Annotated in this window: 13 protein-coding genes and 2 pseudogenes; 5 read left to right on the top strand and 10 right to left on the bottom strand. The window is 73.7% G+C overall.

Annotation, left to right across the window (positions count from 1 at the left end):
- Positions 1 to 96: 96 nt before the first annotated feature.
- Positions 97 to 327 (bottom strand): hypothetical protein, encoded by a 231-nt coding sequence (locus tag KIK08_RS30820; RefSeq protein WP_214406823.1) that lies wholly within the window; start codon positions 325 to 327, stop codon positions 97 to 99.
- Positions 328 to 603: 276 nt separating this feature from the next.
- On the opposite strand from KIK08_RS30820, the gene KIK08_RS30815 reads away from it, so the two are divergent.
- Both KIK08_RS30815 and KIK08_RS30810 read left to right on the top strand, forming a co-directional pair.
- Positions 604 to 810 (top strand): hypothetical protein, encoded by a 207-nt coding sequence (locus KIK08_RS30815; RefSeq protein ID WP_214406822.1) that lies wholly within the window; start codon positions 604 to 606, stop codon positions 808 to 810.
- 233 nt (positions 811 to 1043) lie between these two features.
- Positions 1044 to 2774 carry a DEAD/DEAH box helicase gene (locus KIK08_RS30810; RefSeq protein WP_214406821.1) on the top strand — a complete coding sequence of 577 codons (1731 nt, stop codon included), beginning with the start codon at positions 1044 to 1046 and terminating at the stop codon, positions 2772 to 2774.
- A gap of 74 nt (positions 2775 to 2848) precedes the next feature.
- Here the strand turns inward: KIK08_RS30810 and KIK08_RS30805 are convergent.
- Positions 2849 to 3415, bottom strand: a pseudogene (locus KIK08_RS30805) (NAD(+)/NADH kinase); the annotation flags it as partial.
- Between the two features lie 268 nt (positions 3416 to 3683).
- Here KIK08_RS30805 and KIK08_RS30800 point away from each other — a divergent pair.
- Positions 3684 to 4361, top strand: coding sequence for a FadR/GntR family transcriptional regulator (locus tag KIK08_RS30800; RefSeq protein WP_214406820.1), 678 nt, complete (start codon positions 3684 to 3686; stop codon positions 4359 to 4361).
- A gap of 465 nt (positions 4362 to 4826) precedes the next feature.
- Here the strand turns inward: KIK08_RS30800 and KIK08_RS30795 are convergent, their stop codons facing one another.
- From KIK08_RS30795 to KIK08_RS30770, 6 genes are all read right to left on the bottom strand, one after another.
- Positions 4827 to 5792, bottom strand: a complete 966-nt coding sequence (locus tag KIK08_RS30795; protein WP_214406819.1) for an ABC transporter substrate-binding protein — start codon at positions 5790 to 5792, stop codon at positions 4827 to 4829.
- Between the two features lie 62 nt (positions 5793 to 5854).
- Entirely contained in the window at positions 5855 to 6877 is a 1023-nt protein-coding gene (locus tag KIK08_RS30790) for an ABC transporter permease (RefSeq protein ID WP_214406818.1), read from the bottom strand.
- A complete protein-coding gene (locus tag KIK08_RS30785) occupies positions 6874 to 8433 on the bottom strand; it encodes a sugar ABC transporter ATP-binding protein (RefSeq protein ID WP_214406817.1) in 1560 nt (519 codons plus the stop codon). The genes KIK08_RS30790 and KIK08_RS30785 overlap by 4 nt, the downstream gene beginning before the upstream one ends.
- The gene (locus tag KIK08_RS30780; protein ID WP_214406816.1) at positions 8430 to 9290 is read right to left on the bottom strand and encodes an amidohydrolase family protein; all 861 of its coding nucleotides are present in this window, start codon (positions 9288 to 9290) and stop codon (positions 8430 to 8432) included. Before KIK08_RS30780 ends, KIK08_RS30785 begins: the two co-directional genes overlap by 4 nt.
- Complete coding sequence (locus KIK08_RS30775; RefSeq protein WP_308258002.1) at positions 9287 to 10240, bottom strand: aldo/keto reductase; 954 nt, start codon at positions 10238 to 10240, stop codon at positions 9287 to 9289. The genes KIK08_RS30780 and KIK08_RS30775 overlap by 4 nt, the downstream gene beginning before the upstream one ends.
- Positions 10233 to 11519 (bottom strand): enolase C-terminal domain-like protein, encoded by a 1287-nt coding sequence (locus tag KIK08_RS30770; protein WP_214406815.1) that lies wholly within the window; start codon positions 11517 to 11519, stop codon positions 10233 to 10235. Before KIK08_RS30770 ends, KIK08_RS30775 begins: the two co-directional genes overlap by 8 nt.
- A gap of 295 nt (positions 11520 to 11814) precedes the next feature.
- Between KIK08_RS30770 and ilvD the strand changes: the two genes are divergently transcribed.
- The gene (gene ilvD / locus KIK08_RS30765) at positions 11815 to 13500 is read left to right on the top strand and encodes a dihydroxy-acid dehydratase (RefSeq protein ID WP_214406814.1); all 1686 of its coding nucleotides are present in this window, start codon (positions 11815 to 11817) and stop codon (positions 13498 to 13500) included.
- A gap of 10 nt (positions 13501 to 13510) precedes the next feature.
- On the opposite strand, the gene KIK08_RS30760 is transcribed toward ilvD, so the two are convergent.
- Positions 13511 to 14884, bottom strand: a complete 1374-nt coding sequence (locus tag KIK08_RS30760) for a PLP-dependent cysteine synthase family protein (protein ID WP_214406813.1) — start codon at positions 14882 to 14884, stop codon at positions 13511 to 13513.
- A gap of 113 nt (positions 14885 to 14997) precedes the next feature.
- Here KIK08_RS30760 and KIK08_RS30755 point away from each other — a divergent pair, with 113 nt between their 5' ends.
- A complete protein-coding gene (locus KIK08_RS30755) occupies positions 14998 to 15582 on the top strand; it encodes a class I SAM-dependent methyltransferase (RefSeq protein WP_308258001.1) in 585 nt (194 codons plus the stop codon).
- Positions 15583 to 15585: 3 nt separating this feature from the next.
- On the opposite strand, the pseudogene KIK08_RS30750 reads toward KIK08_RS30755, so the two are convergent.
- Positions 15586 to 16106: pseudogene (locus tag KIK08_RS30750) on the bottom strand (NAD(P)H-binding protein); the annotation flags it as partial.

Raw genomic sequence — 16106 nt, 5'->3', positions numbered from 1 at the left:
GCAGCGCGGTCGCGACGAGCAACAGGGCGTGCCGCGTACGCGGCACGCCCTGCGCGGTGGTCGGCCAGCGGCCGTGGCTCGTCGCCGGGGAGCGGCTCAGCAGTCCCACGAGCAGCGGGAGTCCCCCGACCAGTACCCGCCCGAGCAGTACTCGAGCTGCCGGGTGCCCCACCAGCCCTGGTAGGAGTTGCAGGCCGGGCCGGTGCAGACCCACCAGCACGATCCCGACGCCGTGACCTCCTGGGGCATGACCCGGTCGGCGATGCGGTCGGCCAACCGGAACACCCCGCCCCGCCCCTGTGCCAGCCTGTCGAGCAGTCGAGTCATGGCGCCCCCTCGCGTCGTCGGTCAGCTGAACGTAACCGGGATCACACGCGGCGTTCAATCCGCCGTCCGCCCGCTGGTCAGGTGGGGCACTCGGCGCACAGCGCGTGCACCGGATCCTTGACGCCGCACGGACGTGGGGGCCTCAGCGGCGCCCTCAGGCCCGGCCGGCACCGGCGCCCGCGCACGACGTGGATCACCGATGTGGCACCGGCCCCCTTACCGCGAACGTGGTCACCACGCCGACAGCAGCCGTCGACGACGTCGAGGGGAACCGACATGACCGCGCTCACCATCATCGCGCTCCTGGTGCTCGTCGCGCTGGCCGCGCCGCGCTACGGCGCCGACAGCCACACCTCCGACAGCTGGACGGGGGAACGCAGGGGGGAACGGGCACTGCCGCGCACCCGACCGACGGTGCGCGGGGACCTGGCCACCGCCTGGTCCGCGCTGGCCCGCTGGATGCGGGGCCACGTCCGCGTCTGACGCGTCCGACGGCCGTCGGAGGCACCGCCGAGCGGCACCCCGCACCCGCGGGGTGCCGCTCGCGCGCGTTATGGCCCCCCGGCTCCCCGGTGATCGCCGTCACCTGGGAGTATCTTGGGCTGTTGGTGTGTTGACACCAGCGAGACCGCACGGCCGGGCAGAACTCGTGCAGAGGCGTCGCGGGCTCATCATGGGAGCACGCGCTCCCGACGCACTGCGACGAGAGACAGAATTTGACCCTGAACGAGTCCGAGTTCGACCTGCGATCCTTCACCGACCTCCCCCTCCGTCCTGAGCTCCAGGCAGTCGTGGCCGAACTCGGCTACATCGAGCCCAGCCCGATCCAGGCGGAGTCGATCCCCACCCTCGTCGAGGGCCGCGACCTGATCGGCCAGGCGGCGACGGGCACCGGCAAGACGGCGGCCTTCGCGCTGCCGATGCTCCAGCGCTGGGCCGAGGTGCGCCCCGAGCGCAACCGCGGCGACGCCCCGTTCGGCCTGGTCCTGGCCCCGACCCGGGAACTGGCCCTGCAGGTGTCCGAGGCGGTCACCCGCTACGGCGCCGGCCTGGGCGCCCGCGTGCTCACCGTCTACGGCGGCGCCCCCGTCGGCCCGCAGTGGAAGTCCCTGCAGCAGGGCGTCGACGTCGTCGTGGCCACCCCCGGCCGCGCGATCGACCTGATGAACCGCGGCGCGCTCAAGCTCGACTCCCTCGAGGTGGTCGTGCTCGACGAGGCCGACGAGATGCTCGACATGGGCTTCGTCGAGGACATCGAGACCCTGCTCGACGCCACCCCCGACACCCGCCAGGCCGTGCTGTTCAGCGCGACCATGCCGCGGCGGATCGAGGCGCTGGCCCAGAAGTACCTGCGCGAGCCGGTGACCGTGCGCATCCGCCGGGCCGAGGTGGCCGAGGGCGAGGCGCCCAAGGTCCGCCAGACCGCCTACCTGGTGCCGCGCAGCCACACCACCGCGGCGCTGGGTCGCGTGCTGGAGGCCGAGCGGCCGAAGGCGGCGATCGTGTTCTGCCGCACCCGGCTCGACGTCGACGCCGTCACCGAGACGCTCACCGGGCGCGGCCTGCGCGCCGAGGCGCTGCACGGCGGCATGGACCAGGAGCACCGCACCCGCGTCGTCGAGCGACTGCGCAGCGGGCGCACCGAACTGCTGGTGGCCACCGACGTCGCCGCCCGCGGCCTCGACATCGACCTGCTCACGCACGTGGTCAACCACGACGTGCCGCAGTCGTCGGAGGCCTACGTGCACCGCATCGGCCGGGTCGGCCGAGCGGGCCGGGAGGGCGTGGCGATCACGCTGGTCCCGCCGTCGAAGGTCTACGCCCTGCGCGCGGTGGAGCGGCTCACCGGCCAGCCGATCGAGTTCTCCCCGGTGCCGACCGCGGCCGACCTGCGCGGGGCGCGCCTGGAGCGCACCCGCGCCGCGCTGGCCGAGCAGCTGGTCGGCGAGCCCGCCGAGGACGGCGTCCGGGCCATGATCGAGAGCCTGGCGGCCGAGTTCGACCCGGTCGACGTCGCCGCCGCCGCGGTCCGGCTGCTGAACGCCGCCGCCGGCTCGCCCGACGACGACGAGGACATCCCGGTGGTCACCGCTCCGCGCAGCGCGCGCAGCGGGTCGGTCCGGGAGCCGCGCACCCGCGGCGGTGCCGCCGGCACGCGCCCGCCGAAGGCCGGCACCACCCGGCTGTTCGTCAACGCGGGTCGCGCCAGCGGCGTGCGCCCGCAGGACATCGTGGGCGCGCTGGCCAACGAGTCGAACCTGTCCGGGCGCGACATCGGGGCCATCCAGATCCACGAGCGGCACGCGCTGGTGGAGATCCCCGAGCACGCCGCGGACGAGGTGCTGCGCAGCCTGCGCGGCAGCACGACGCTCAAGGGCAGGCGGGCGAACGTCCGCCGCGACCGGGGCCTGGCCGGCACCGGCGCGGGACGCTCCCACCGCGACTGACCCAGCCCACGACAGCGCCGCCCGTGCCCCGGCACGGGCGGCGCTGTCGTTCCCGCCCGGTACTGGCGGATGCGCACCTCCGCGCCACCGGCCACGTCGCGGCGCTCGGCGCCGTCGGCCTCCAGGACCGCGGGCGCCCCCGCCTCCGGGCGCAGCACCACCGTCTCGTCCGGACCGAGGACGAGCGCCCGGCTGATCCCCGACATCGGCGCCACCGGGGTCACGACCACGGTCTGCGCGGACGGCGACACGACGGGGCCGCCCGCGGCGTAGTTGTAGGCGGTCGAGCCGGTGGGCGTGGCGACGATGAGGGCGTCGGCGCGGTAGCGGCCGAAGTGGTCCTCGCCCACCACCAGGTCCGCCGAGGTGGCGCCGCGCACGCCGCGCAGCACCATGTCGTTGAAGGCGACGAGCCGCGGGCCGCCGTCGTCGACGCGCAGCGCGCCACGGGCCTCCACCGAGAACTCCCCGGTGACCAGCCGGGCCAGCGCACCCTCCAGCTCGGCGGGCGAGACCTCGGTGAGGAAGCCCAGGTTGCCGTGGTTGACCCCGAGCACCGGCACCGGGTTGGGGCGGTCGGCCACCAGCCGCAGTGCGCCGAGCATCGTCCCGTCGCCGCCCAGGCTCAACACCCCCTTCACGCGCTCGACGAACTCGTCGTCGGGCAGCGGGGCGACGCCGGCGGGGAGGCGACCGCGGTCGACCTTCGCGGCCGACGAGGGCGACGCCGTGCGACCGGGCCCAGGCCTGCGCCCGCTCCAGCGATGCGGAGACGTCGTTGCGGGGGTGCAGCACCAGCCCGAGGCCGTGCTCGGGGTCGGCGGTCAGGGTCATCGGGGTGTCCGGCCGTGGCAGCGCATACCGCCGATCATCCCTACTCCGGGGCGGTCGCGCCCCTAGTATCGGCAGGTGGCGGTCACGGACGAGGCGATCTTGAAGATCAAGGCGATGATCCTGTCCGGGGAGCTGGGGCCGGGCGACCGGCTGCCGCCGGAGAAGGAGCTGAGCGAGGCGCTCGGCCTGTCGCGCAGCTCGCTGCGCGAGGCGGTGAAGGCGCTGGCGATCATCCGCATCCTGGACGTCCGCCGCGGCGACGGCACCTACGTCACCAGCCTGACCCCGAGCCTGCTGCTGGACGCCATGTCGTTCGTGGTCGACATCCACCGCGACGACTCGGTGCTGGAGCTGTTCGAGGTGCGGCGGATCCTGGAGCCGGCCGCGGTCGCGCTGGCCACCCCCCGGCTGGGCGCCGCCGACATCGCCCGCCTGCGGGAGCTGGTGGCCCAGGTCGACGACACGACGGCGGCCGACGACCTGGTCGCCAACGACATGGTCTTCCACCGCTACATCGCCGAGCGGGCCGGCAACGCCTACCTGACGAGCCTGCTGGACACGCTGTCGAGCAGCACCGTGCGGGCGCGGGTGTGGCGCGGGCTGACCGAGCAGGGCGCGGTCGCGCGCACCCTCACCGAGCACCGGGCCATCGTCGACGCGCTGGAGGCCGGCGACGCCGCGCTGGCCAGCGCGCAGGCCACCGTGCACATCAGCGGCGTCATCCAATGGCTGCGCCGGGCGTCCGAGGTTTGAGCCCCGTCGAGAACGACGTTGTCGATGGCCCTGTTGATGACAACAACGTCGTTCTCGACGGGGTCGAGCGCGCGGCTGGTTGGACGAGAGCCGCCTTCGTGCGGCGGGGTTGGACGAGAGCCGCGCTCGTGCGGCCGGCCGTAGCGGGGGTGTCCTCGCAGGGCTGGCGGGGACGTCGCAGGGCTGGCGTGGTCTCGCAGCGCTAGCGGGAGACGTCGCAGCACCGGCTGGGTCCTCGCGGCGCGCCGGCGGGCTGCGACCACACACCCGACGCTGCGAGCACACCGCGGGTGCTGCGAGCCCGGCGCTCACCCCGAAGGACGAGTGCGGCCTTCGTCCAGCCTGGTTGGACGAAAGCCGCTGCCGTCCGGCAGCGCCCAGCCGCTCCCGTCGAGAACGACGTTGTCGTGATCAACAGCCGGTCGACGCGACGACAACTTCGTTCTCGACGGGGCTGGGGTGCGGCTACTCGTAGAGGACGGCCTGGATCTGGGCGTCGTCGATGTTGGACTTGTCGTACCAGAAGAAGCCGGTGTCGATGACCTTCGGCAACTGCTCGCCCTTGGTCGCCTTCACCGCGGCCTGCACCAGCTGCTCGCCCATGCCGACCGGGTCCTGGGTGATGGCGCCGAGCATGGTGCCGTCCTTGATGGCGTCGATCTGGTCCTTGCCCGAGTCGAACCCGATGATCGTCAGGCCGGTGGCGCCGCTCTCCTGCACGCCCTTGAGGACGCCGACCGCGGAGCCCTCGTTCGCGGCGTAGATGCCCGTGAGGTCGGGGTTGGCCGAGATGATCGACTTGGTGATGTCGGCCGACTTGGCCTGGTCGCCGCCGCCGTACTGGGGCTCCAGCAGTTCGATGCCGGGGGCGTTGGTCCGCATCCACTCGGTGAACCCGTCGCGGCGGTCGGTGCCGGACTTGGACGTCTGGTCGTGCACGACCATGGCCACCTTGCCGGTGCCGCCCAGCGCCTCGGCCATGTGCTTGGCGGCCTCGGCCGCGGCGGCCTTGTTGTCGGTTGCCGCGGTGGTCAGCGGGACGTCGCTGTCGACGCCGGAGTCGAAGGCCACGACGGGGATGTTCAGGCTCTTGGCCTGGGCCAGCAGCGGCGCGGCGGCCTTGGAGTCCAGCGCGGCGAAGCCGAGCGCGGCGGGCTGCTTGGCCAGGGCGTTGGTCAGCATGGTGACCTGGGCCTCGATGTCGGACTCGGTCGCCGGGCCCTCGAAGGTGATGGTCACCCCCTGCTTGGCGGCCTCCTGGTCGGCGCCCTTCTTGACCGCCTGCCAGAACTGGTGCTGGAAGCCCTTGGAGACGATGGCGATGTAGGGCTGGTCGCCCCCGCCACCCCCGCCGCCCGCCTGCCCGCCGCAGGCGGTGAGGGTGAGGGCGAGGGCGGCTGCCGCCACCGCCGCGAGTCGGGTTCTGCGCATGGTGGATCGAACTCCTTCGGTCGATGCAGACGAGGTCGTAGGGCGAGGAGGGCGAGGAGGGGCTAGGTGGCGGCGGTGCCGCGCTTGCGGGCCTGGTCGGCGTAGACGGCGACGAGGATGACGCAGCCGAGGATCACGTTCTGCCACTCCTGCGGGATGGACATGATCTGCAGGCCGTTGTTGAGCACCGAGATGATCAGTGCGCCGATGACGGTGCCGACGATCGAGCCGCGCCCGCCCGACAGCGACGTCCCGCCGATCACGACGGCCGCGATGGCCTGCAGCTCGTAGCCCATGCCGGTGGCCGGTTGGGCCGAGCCGAGCCGGGCCGAGATCATGATCCCGGCCAGGCCGGTGAACAGCCCGGCCAGCACGTAGATGACGATCTTCCAGCGGCGGACGTCGATGCCGGACAGCGCCGTCGCCTCCTCGTTGCTGCCGATGGAGAACGCGTAGCGGCCCAGCACGGTCCGGCTGAGCAGGACGGCGGCGAGGATCGCGGCGATCAGCAGGATCACCACCGCGTTCGGGAAGCCGGAGCCGGGCACGAGCGTGCCGATCGAGATGTCGATGTAGCCGGGGGTGTCGCTGAAGTAGATCGGCCGGCTGTCCGACACGACCAGCGCAAGCCCTTGCGCGACGAGCATCATGGCCAGCGTCGCGATGAACGGCGGCAGCCCGAGCACGGCGATGTTGAACCCGTTGACCAGCCCGATGAGCCCGCCGAACAGGATCGTCAGCAGCACCCCCAGCGGCACCGGCAGCCCGGAGTTGACGATCAGCACCCCGGACATCACCGCGCACAGCGCCATGCCGGTGCCGATGGACAGGTCGATGCCGCCGGTGATGATGACGAACGTGGTGCCCAGCGCCAGCGTCCCGATCACCACGGTGGAGAACAGGATGTTGGTGATGTTGCCGTAGCTGGAGAACACCGGGCTGAGGATCGAGAAGAACGCGAAGATCACGATCAGGCCGGCGAAGGCGAGCAGCTGCTGGAGCCGGTCGCGCAGGGTGCGCGGGGCGCCGCCCGCGCCGGGCGCGGACCCGTCCTGCTTCTGCGGGGTCGCGGTGGGGGACGTCATCGTTCTCCTGCCTCGATCTCGTCGTCGTGCGGCGGGCCGTACTCGGCGGGGCGCAGCGTCGCGAGGTGCATGACGCTCTCCTGGTCGGCCTCGGCCGCGGACAGCTCGCCGGTCACCCGGCCCTCGCTCATCACGACCACCCGGTGCGACATGCGCAGCACCTCGGGCAGCTCGGAGGAGATCATGATGATCGACTTGCCCTGCCCGGCCAGCTCGTCGAGCAGCGCGTAGATCTCCTCCTTCGCGCCGACGTCGATGCCCCGGGTGGGCTCGTCGAAGATCAGCACGTCGCAGTCCTTGGCCAGCCACTTGGCGATGACGACCTTCTGCTGGTTGCCGCCGGAGAGGTTCTTGGCCGTCTGGGTCACCGAGGGCGTGCGGATGCGCAGGGTCTCGACGAGCTCGCTGGACCGCGCGCGCATGGCCCGGTCGCGGACGAACCCGAACGACTGGAACCGCTGGGCCAGCGCGCTGAGCCCGATGTTGGCGTTGACGTCCTGCTCCAGCAGCAGCCCGAGGTGCTTGCGGTCCTCGGAGAGGTAGCCGATCCCGCGCTTCGCGGCCTCGGCCGGGGTGGTGATGCGCACGGGCTCGCCGTGCAGCCGCACCATGCCCGCGCTGATCGGGTCGGCGCCCACGAGCGCCCTGGCGACCTCGGTGCGCCCGGCGCCCATCAGCCCGGCGAACCCGAGGATCTCGCCGCGGCGCAGCTCGAAGGACACGTCGTCGAGCAGCGCCTTGGTGCTCAGGCCCTCGACCGACAGCACCACCTCGCGGTCGTCGCGCACGTCCTGGGGCTTCGCGTCGCCGACGATCTCGCGCCCGACCATCCGGGTGATGACCTCGCGCATCGACGTCGAGGCGGTGTCGAGGGTGTCGATGAACCGGCCGTCGCGGATGACGGTGATCCGGTCGGCGATGGCCTTCAGCTCGTCCATCCGGTGGGAGATGTAGATGACGCCCGTGTCGGCCCGGCGGAACCGGCGGATGAGCCCGTGCAGGACCTTGACCTCGGCGTCGTTGAGCGCCGCCGTCGGCTCGTCCATGATCAGGATGCGGGCGTCGTAGGACAGCGCCTTGGCGATCTCGACCATCTGCTGCTTGGCCACCGTGAGCCCGCCGACGACCTCGCGGGGCCGCAGCGGCAGGTGCAGCCGGTCGATCAGCTCCTGGGCGCGGTCGTCGAGTGCGCGGTCGCGCAGGAAGAACCCGCCGGCGCGGGGTTCGCGGCCGATGAAGATGTTCTGCGCGACCGTGAGGTCGGGCATCAGGTTGAACTCCTGGTGGATGATGCTGATCCCGAGCTCCTGGGCGTGCTTGGGCCCGCTGATGTGCACCCGTTCGCCGTCGACGAAGAACTCGCCCTCGTCGCTGGTGTAGATGCCCGAGAGCAGCTTCATCAGGGTGGACTTGCCGGCGCCGTTCTCGCCGACCAGCGCCAGCACCTCGCCGCGGCGCAGGTCCAGGTGCATGTCCTGCAGCGCCTGCACGCCGGGGAAGCTCTTGGCGACCCCGCGCACCTCCAGCAGCAGCTCCGCGGTGAGCTGGTCGGTCATCGGGGGCCTCCGTCCGGGAGCCGGTAGACGCGGTCGGCCGTCCCGGACAGCAGCTGGGCCTGCTCGTCCGCGGACAGCTCGCCGACCAGGGTGGACATGACTGCCCACGTGCCGGCGTAGCCGGTGGTGAGCAGCGTCATGGGCCAGTCGCTGCCCCACATCAACCGGTCGGGCCCGAAGAGCTCCAGCGCGGCGTCCCAGGCCGGTCGCACGCCGTCGACGGTGAACGGCCGGCCGGGGACCTGCAGACCGGAGAACTTGGCCACGGTGTTCGGGGCGGCGGCGATGTCGGCGACCCGGGCGCGCCAGACGGCGAAGTCGTCCGGCGCGGCCGGCGGCTTGCCGAGGTGGTCGAGGACGACGGTCAGCTCGGGCAGCGCCGCGGCCAGCTCGGCGGTGGCCACCAGGTGCCGCGCCCAGGCGTCCGGCACGTCGAACGGGACGCCGGCCCGGGCCAGCAGGCCCAGTGACGCGCGGACGGCGGGCAGGGCCAGGAAGTCGTCGCGGGGGTCGTCGTGCACGAGGTGGCGCACGCCGCGGAAGGCGTCGTGGGCCAGCCAGCGGCCGAGCTGCTCGTCGGCGGTGGCCGGGTCGTCGAGCCGGACCCAGCCGACGACGCCGACCACCCAGTCGTGCTCGTCGGCCAGCTCCAGCAGGAACTCGGTGTCGGCCGCGGAGTCCTCGGCCTGCACCAGCACGGCCCGGTCGATCCCGCAGGCGGCCAGCTCGGACCGGGCGCGCTCCGCGGTGATCGTGGTGTGCAGCGGCCCGAGCTCGGGGGTGATCCAGGAGTAGGCGCTGCGGTCGAGGTCCCACAGGTGCAGGTGCGCGTCGGTGCGCGGGGCGGGCAGGCTCATGCGGCGACCATCCCCTGCGCGGCCAGCGCGGCCCAGAGCGCGTCGGGGACCGGCGTCCGCGCGCGGCGGACGGTCTCGCGCAGCTCGGCGGCCGAGCCGGCGCCCAGCACGACCGAGCGGACGGTCTCCTCCCGCCACGGGAACCGCAGTGCCGCGACCGGCAGCTCGACGCCGTACCCGTCGCACACGTCGGCCAGCCGCCGGGCCCTGGCCAGCACGTCCGCCGGCACCGGCTGGTACTCGTAGCGCGCGCCGTCGCCGGGACGCGGGGAGGCCAGCAGCCCCGAGTTCAGCACGCCGGCCGCGACGACCCCGATCCCGCGTGCGCGGCACTCGGGCAGCAGCTCGGCGGCCGCGGGCTGCTCCAGCAGCGTGAAGCGCCCGGCGACCATGAGCAGGTCGAGCCCGCCGGCCCGGGCGGCCGCGACGAGCGCCTCGGTGGAGGTCGACCCGACGCCGACCGCGTCGACCAGGCCCTCCTCGCGCAGCGCGACCGCCGCCGGCACGCCGGTGGCCAGCGCGTCGTCGAGGCCGGCGACCTCCGGGTCGTGCAGGAACAGCACGTCGACCCGGTCCAGGCCGAGCCGCTCCAGCGACTCGGTGAGGCTGCGCCGCACCCCGTCGGCGCTGAAGTCCCACACCCGCCGCACGTCGGCGGGCACGTCGTAGAGGTCGGCGTCCCGCTCGCCCGCGGTGGCCGGGCTGGGCTCCAGCAGCCGCCCGGCCTTCGTGGAGACGACGTACTCGTCGCGGGGCCTGGTCGCCAGGAACCGCCCCAGCCTGCGCTCGGAGAGCCCCAACCCGTAGTGCGGGGCGGTGTCGAAGTACCGGATGCCGCTGTCCCAGGCCGCCCCCAGCAGCGCGGTGGCCTCGTCGTCGGTCATCGGCGCGAACAGGTTGCCCAGGTTCGCCCCGCCGAGGCCGAGCGAGCCCGGGGCGATCTCAGCCACCCGTGCGCACCGAGTGCTCGGCGATGGAGGCGGCCAGCATCTCGGTGCCCGCGCCGGGGGCCAGCGGGGTGCGGTAGCTGCCGGCGGCGACCTCCGCCGGGGTGACGAAGTGCTCGTGCAGGTGGTCGACGAACTCGATCATCCGGTCGTCGCGGGTGCCGGCCACGGCGACGAAGTCGAACATCGCGATGTGCTGCACGGCCTCGCAGAGCCCCACGCCGCCCGCGTGCGGGCACACCCGCACCCCGAACTTGGCCGCCAGCAGCAGGATCGCGATGTTCTCGTTGACCCCGGCGACGCGGGTGGCGTCGAGCTGGAGCACCTGCAGGGCGTCGGACTGCAGGAACTGCTTGAACATGACGCGGTTGGCCATGTGCTCGCCGGTCGCCACCGGGATCGGGGCGATGCCGCGGGCGATCGCCGCGTGGCCCAGCACGTCGTCCGGGCTGGTCGGTTCCTCGACCCAGGCGATGTCGAACGGCGCCAGCTCGGTGACCCAGGCGATGGCGTCGGCGACGTCCCAGCGCTGGTTGGCGTCCACGGCGATCCGGACGCCGGGCCCGACGGCCGCCCGCGCCAGTTCGAGCCGGCGCACGTCGTCGGCCAGGTCGGCGCCGACCTTCAGCTTGATCTGGGTGAACCCCTCGGCCACCGCCTCCCGGCACAGCCGGGTCAGCTTCTCGTCGTCGTAGCCGAGCCAGCCGGGGGTGGTCGTGTAGGCGGGGTAGCCCTCCCGCACCAGCACGGCCTCCCGCTCGGCCCGCCCCGGCTCGGCGGCCTTCAGGATGGCCAGCGCCTCTTCGCGGGTGAGCGCGTCGCTGAGGTAGCGGAAGTCGACGAGGTCGACCAGCTCCTCCGGGCTCATCGAGGCCAGCAGCCGCCACAGCGGCTGCCCCGCCCGCTTGGCCTTGAGGTCCCACAGCGCGGTGACCGCCGCGCCGATCGCCATGTGCATGACGCCCTTCTCGGGCCCGAGCCAGCGCAGCTGCGAGTCGTGCACGAGCGCCCGCCAGGTGCCGCCCATGTCCCCCAGCAGGGCCTCCACGTCCTGCCCGACCAGGTGCCCCGACAGCGCCTCGATCGCGGCGACCTGCACGTCGTTGCCGCGGCCGATGGTGAACACGAACCCGTGCCCGGACAGCCCGTCGTCGGCGTCGGTGTCGACGCGCAGGTAGGCCGCCGAGTAGTCGGGATCGGGGTTCATGGCGTCGGACCCGTCGAGCATCAGCGACGTCGGGAAGCGGACGTCCGCCGTGGTCAGGCCAGTGATGCGGCTCACGGCGGTACGGTAGACATCCGACGTCTGAGCGGTCAATGCGACGGGTGGTCGTCTCCGGATCGTTATCCACCCGCGAACATCGGACGTCCTGTCGGCACCCGGCGGCGGCGGGTCGAGTTCAGGAAAGCCACGATGCTGCCCGCACAGGGCAGCATCGTGGCTTTCCTGAACTCTGAGCGCGCTGGGGTGGGGTGGGCGGGCGGTGATCAACACGTCCGGGGGAGCGACACCAGGCACCTTCGGAACCCGGTGTGGGGGAGCGGCGCGCCCCGCTCGCGCGGTGCAGACTCACCCGATGACCGACACCGGCCCCGACCTCAAGCCCCGCTCCCGCGCCGTCACCGACGGCCTGGAGGCCACCGCGGCCCGCGGCATGCTGCGCGCCGTCGGGATGGGCGACGCCGACTTCGCCAAGCCGCAGATCGGGGTGGCGTCGAGCTGGAACGAGATCACCCCCTGCAACCTGTCCCTGCAGCGGCTGGCCACCGCGGCCAAGGAGGGCGTGCACGCCCGCGGCGGCTACCCGATGGAGTTCGGCACCATCTCGGTCTCCGACGGCATCTCCATGGGCCACGTCGGCATGCACTACTCGCTGGTCAGCCGCGAGATCATCGCCGACTCGGTGGAGACGGTCGTGCAGGCCGAGCGGCTCGACGGCACCGTGCTGCTGGCCGGCTGCGACAAGAGCCTGCCCGGGATGCTGATGGCCGCCGCCCGCCTCGACCTGGCCTCGGTGTTCGTCTACGCGGGCTCGATCCTGCCCGGCTACGTCGACGGCCGGGAGGTCACGATCGCCGACGCGTTCACCGCCGTCGGTGCCTGCGCCCGCGGGCTGATCAGCCGCGAGGAGGTCGACGCGATCGAGCGCGCGATCTGCCCCGGCGAGGGGGCCTGCGGCGGCATGTACACGGCCAACACCATGGCCAGCGCGGCCGAGGCGCTGGGCATGGCGCTGCCCGGCTCGGCCAGCCCGCCCGCGGTCGACCGCCGCCGCGACGGCATCGCCCGCGCCTCCGGGCAGGCCGTGGTCAACCAGCTCGCCAAGGGCATCACCGCCCGGCAGATCATGACCCGGGAGGCGTTCGAGAACGCGATCGCGGTCGTGATGGCGCTGGGCGGGTCCACCAACGCCGTGCTGCACCTGCTGGCCATCGCCCGCGAGGCCGGCGTGCCGCTGGAGCTCGACGACTTCAACCGGATCGGCGACCGGGTCCCGCACCTGGCCGACGTCAAGCCGTTCGGGGCGCACGTCATGTCCACGATCGACCGGGTCGGCGGGGTGCCGGTGGTGATGAAGGCGCTGCTGGACGCCGGGCTGCTGCACGGCGACGTGCTCACCGCGACCGGGCGCACGATGGCCGAGAACCTGGCCGACATCGACCCGCCCGGCCTGGACGGGGAGATCCTGCGCGCCCTGGACAACCCCATCCACCCCACCGGCGGCCTGACGATCCTGCGCGGCTCGCTCGCCCCCGACGGCGCGGTGGTCAAGAGCGCCGGGTTCGACGCCGCCACCTTCGAGGGCACCGCGCGCGTCTTCGACGGCGAGGCGGGCGCCATGACCGCGGTCGAGGACGGCACCCTGAAGGCGGGCGACGTCGTCGTCATCCGCTACGAGGGCCCGCGCGGCGGCCCCGGGATGCGCGAGATGCTCGCCGTCACCGGCGCGATCAAGGGCGCCGGCCTGGGCAAGGACGTGCTGCTGCTCACCGACGGCCGGTTCTCCGGGGCCACCACGGGCCTGTGCATCGGGCACGTGGCGCCCGAGGCGGTCGACGGCGGGCCGATCGCGTTCGTCCGCGACGGCGACCGCATCGTGCTCGACATGACCACCCGCACCCTGCACCTCGACGTGGACGACGCCGAGCTGGCGCGCCGGCGCGAGGGCTGGGCGCCGCGGGAGTCCGCGATGCGCTTCGGGGTGCTGGCCAAGTACGCGAAGCTGGTCGGGTCGGCGGCCGAGGGAGCGGTCTGCGGCTGAGGACCGCCGCTCACCCGCGCAGCGGCGCGGCGGGGCGCACCGCCACCACCCGGCCGTCGACGAGCAGCAGCACGTGCTCGCCGGCGGGCTCGTCGACGGCGCCGAGGCGCGTGGCGGCGGCGGCGACCGCCTCGCCCGCGCCCACGGCCGGGGCACGCACGGCGTGCCGCGCCACGTCGTCGTCCGCTCGTCCGGGCTCGGCGTCCAGCAGGGCGCGCAGCGCCTCGACGGTGACCACGCCGAGCACCTCGGGCGCCGAGCGGGTGGGGTCGCCGGACTCGCGCGGCACGATCACCGCGACCGGCCCAGCCCGGTGCGCCCGCAGCACCTCCGACACGGGTGCGCCGGCCGGGGCGACCGCGAGCCCGTCCGCCGGCGGCAGCACGTCGCGCACGCGGGGGCCGGCCGCGGCGTCCTGGAAGCCGAAGCGGGTCATCCAGCCGTCGTCGAAGTACTTGGACAGGTAGTTGCGCCCGGAGTCCGGCAGGACGACGACGACCAGGTCGTCCGGGCCCAGCTCGGCGGCCAGCCGCAGGGCGGCGGCGACCGCGCAACCCGACGACCCGCCGACCAGCAGCCCCTCCTCGCGGGCCAGCGCGCGCGTCACGCCCAGCGACTCGCGGTCCGGGACCCGGATGATGCGGTCGACCACCGCCGGGTCGTAGACGTCGGGGGAGTCCTCGCCGACGGTGGCGGGGTGGCGGTAGTGGCCGACGCTCTCCACGTAGTACGGGCTGCCGTCGCCGCCGCCGTACACGGACGCCTCCGGGTCGGCGCCGACGACGGTGACGCCGTGGCGGCTCAGGAACCGGCCGGTGCCGGTGATCGTGCCGCCGGTGCCGATCCCGGCGACCAGGTGCGTGACCCGCCCGCCGGTCTGCGTCCAGATCTCCGGGCCGGTGGTCAGTTCGTGGACGAGCGGGTTGGCCGGGTTGTCGTACTGGTTGGCGTACCAGCCGCCGGGGGTCCGCGCGGCGATGCTCGCCGCCAGGTTCTTGACGTGGTCGGGGTGCTCGCGCGGGAGCGTGCCGATGGTCTGCACGACCTCGGCCCCGTAGGCCTGCAGCAGCGTCACCTTCTCCCGGGCGATCGTGTTCGGCACCACGCACACCGCCCGGTGCCCGTGCTGGGCGGCGACCATCGCCAGGCCCACCCCGGTGTTGCCGGAGGTGGCCTCGACGATCACACCCCCGGTGGGCGGGAGGGCGCCGGTCCGCTCCGCCTCGCGGACCATGGCGAGTGCCGCGCGGTCCTTCACGCTGCCACCTGGGTTGCTGAACTCGACCTTGCCGTACACCGCCGGCTGCAGTCCCGAGGTGACGCGGACGAGCCGGACCAGCGGTGTTTCCCCGACAGCATCCAGGACGGATTCGTGGACGGTCACGCCACGATCGTGCCTCACCGGACCCGCACACATGTACGAGTTGGCGGACAAGGCCGTCATATCCGCTGCAGTGGATCCGGTGCCGAGTGGTCGGCGGTCCGTACGATGCCGGGGTGTCGACACTGCCCGACGACTGGAGCGACTGGCGCGACCGGTTCACTGTGGACGGCTACGACGAGCGGTGGCGGGCGATGGCCGAAGCCGGCCGCGACCCGCACGGCGAAGCCGCGTTCGTGATGGCGTTCGCGCCGGTCAGCGCCTTGGACGCGGGGTGCGGCACCGGCCGGGTCGCCATCGAGCTGGCCCGCCGCGGGGTCGACGTCGTGGGGGTCGACGCCGACCCGGAGATGGTCGAGGCGGCCCGCGCCAAGGCGCCGGACCTGCCGTGGCGGCTCGCCGACCTGGCCGAACTCGATCTCGGTCGGCGGTTCGACGCGGTCGTGCTGGCCGGCAACGTCGTGCCGTACGTCACTGCGGCGTCCCGTACGGCCGCGATCGCCCGCTGTGCGCGCCACCTCACGCGCGGTGGCCGTCTGGTGGCCGGGTTCGCCCTGCGGCCCGACTGGCCGACACCGGCCGACTACGACCGCTGGTGCGCCGACGCCGGGCTCGTGCTGGCCGAGCGCTACGCCACCTGGGACCGCGACCCCCTCGGCGACGACCCCGGCTACGCGGTCTCCGTGCACGTCCCGGCCTGAGGGTCAGACGCGGGCGGCGACGGCGTCCTCCAGCGCGGCGCGCATGGGCGCCACCGGACCCGGCAGGCCGGTCATCAGCGTCACCTGGGCCACCGCCTGGTGCAGCAGCATCTCCAGCCCGCTGACGACCCGGGCGCCCGACGCCGCCGCGGCGGCCGCGAACGGCGTCGGCCACGGCGCGTAGACGACGTCCAGGACGACCGCCCCCGGCCCCGCGCCGGTGAGCGCGTCGGCGGCCGGGGCCGGCAGGGTGGAGACGACGACGGTGGCCCCGGACAGCGCGGCCGCGGTGCGTCCCGGATCGGCGAGGTCGGCCCGGATCGCCGGTGCCACACCCAGCCGCTCGGCCGCGGCCCGCAACTCGCCCGCCCTGGCCACCGACCGCACCAGCACCGTGACGTCGGTCGTGCCGAGCTCGATCAGCGCGGCCAGCGCGGCCTGCGCCGTCCCGCCCGCCCCGAGGACGACCGCGGGCCCCGCGGTCGCGCCCGCGCCGCGCAGGGCGGCGACGATGCCGGCGACGT

This window comes from Pseudonocardia lacus, assembly GCF_018531445.1.
Lineage (GTDB): Bacteria > Actinomycetota > Actinomycetes > Mycobacteriales > Pseudonocardiaceae > Pseudonocardia > Pseudonocardia lacus.
Note: the sequence above shows the minus strand (reverse complement) of the source record. Positions and strands in the feature narration are given on the sequence as shown.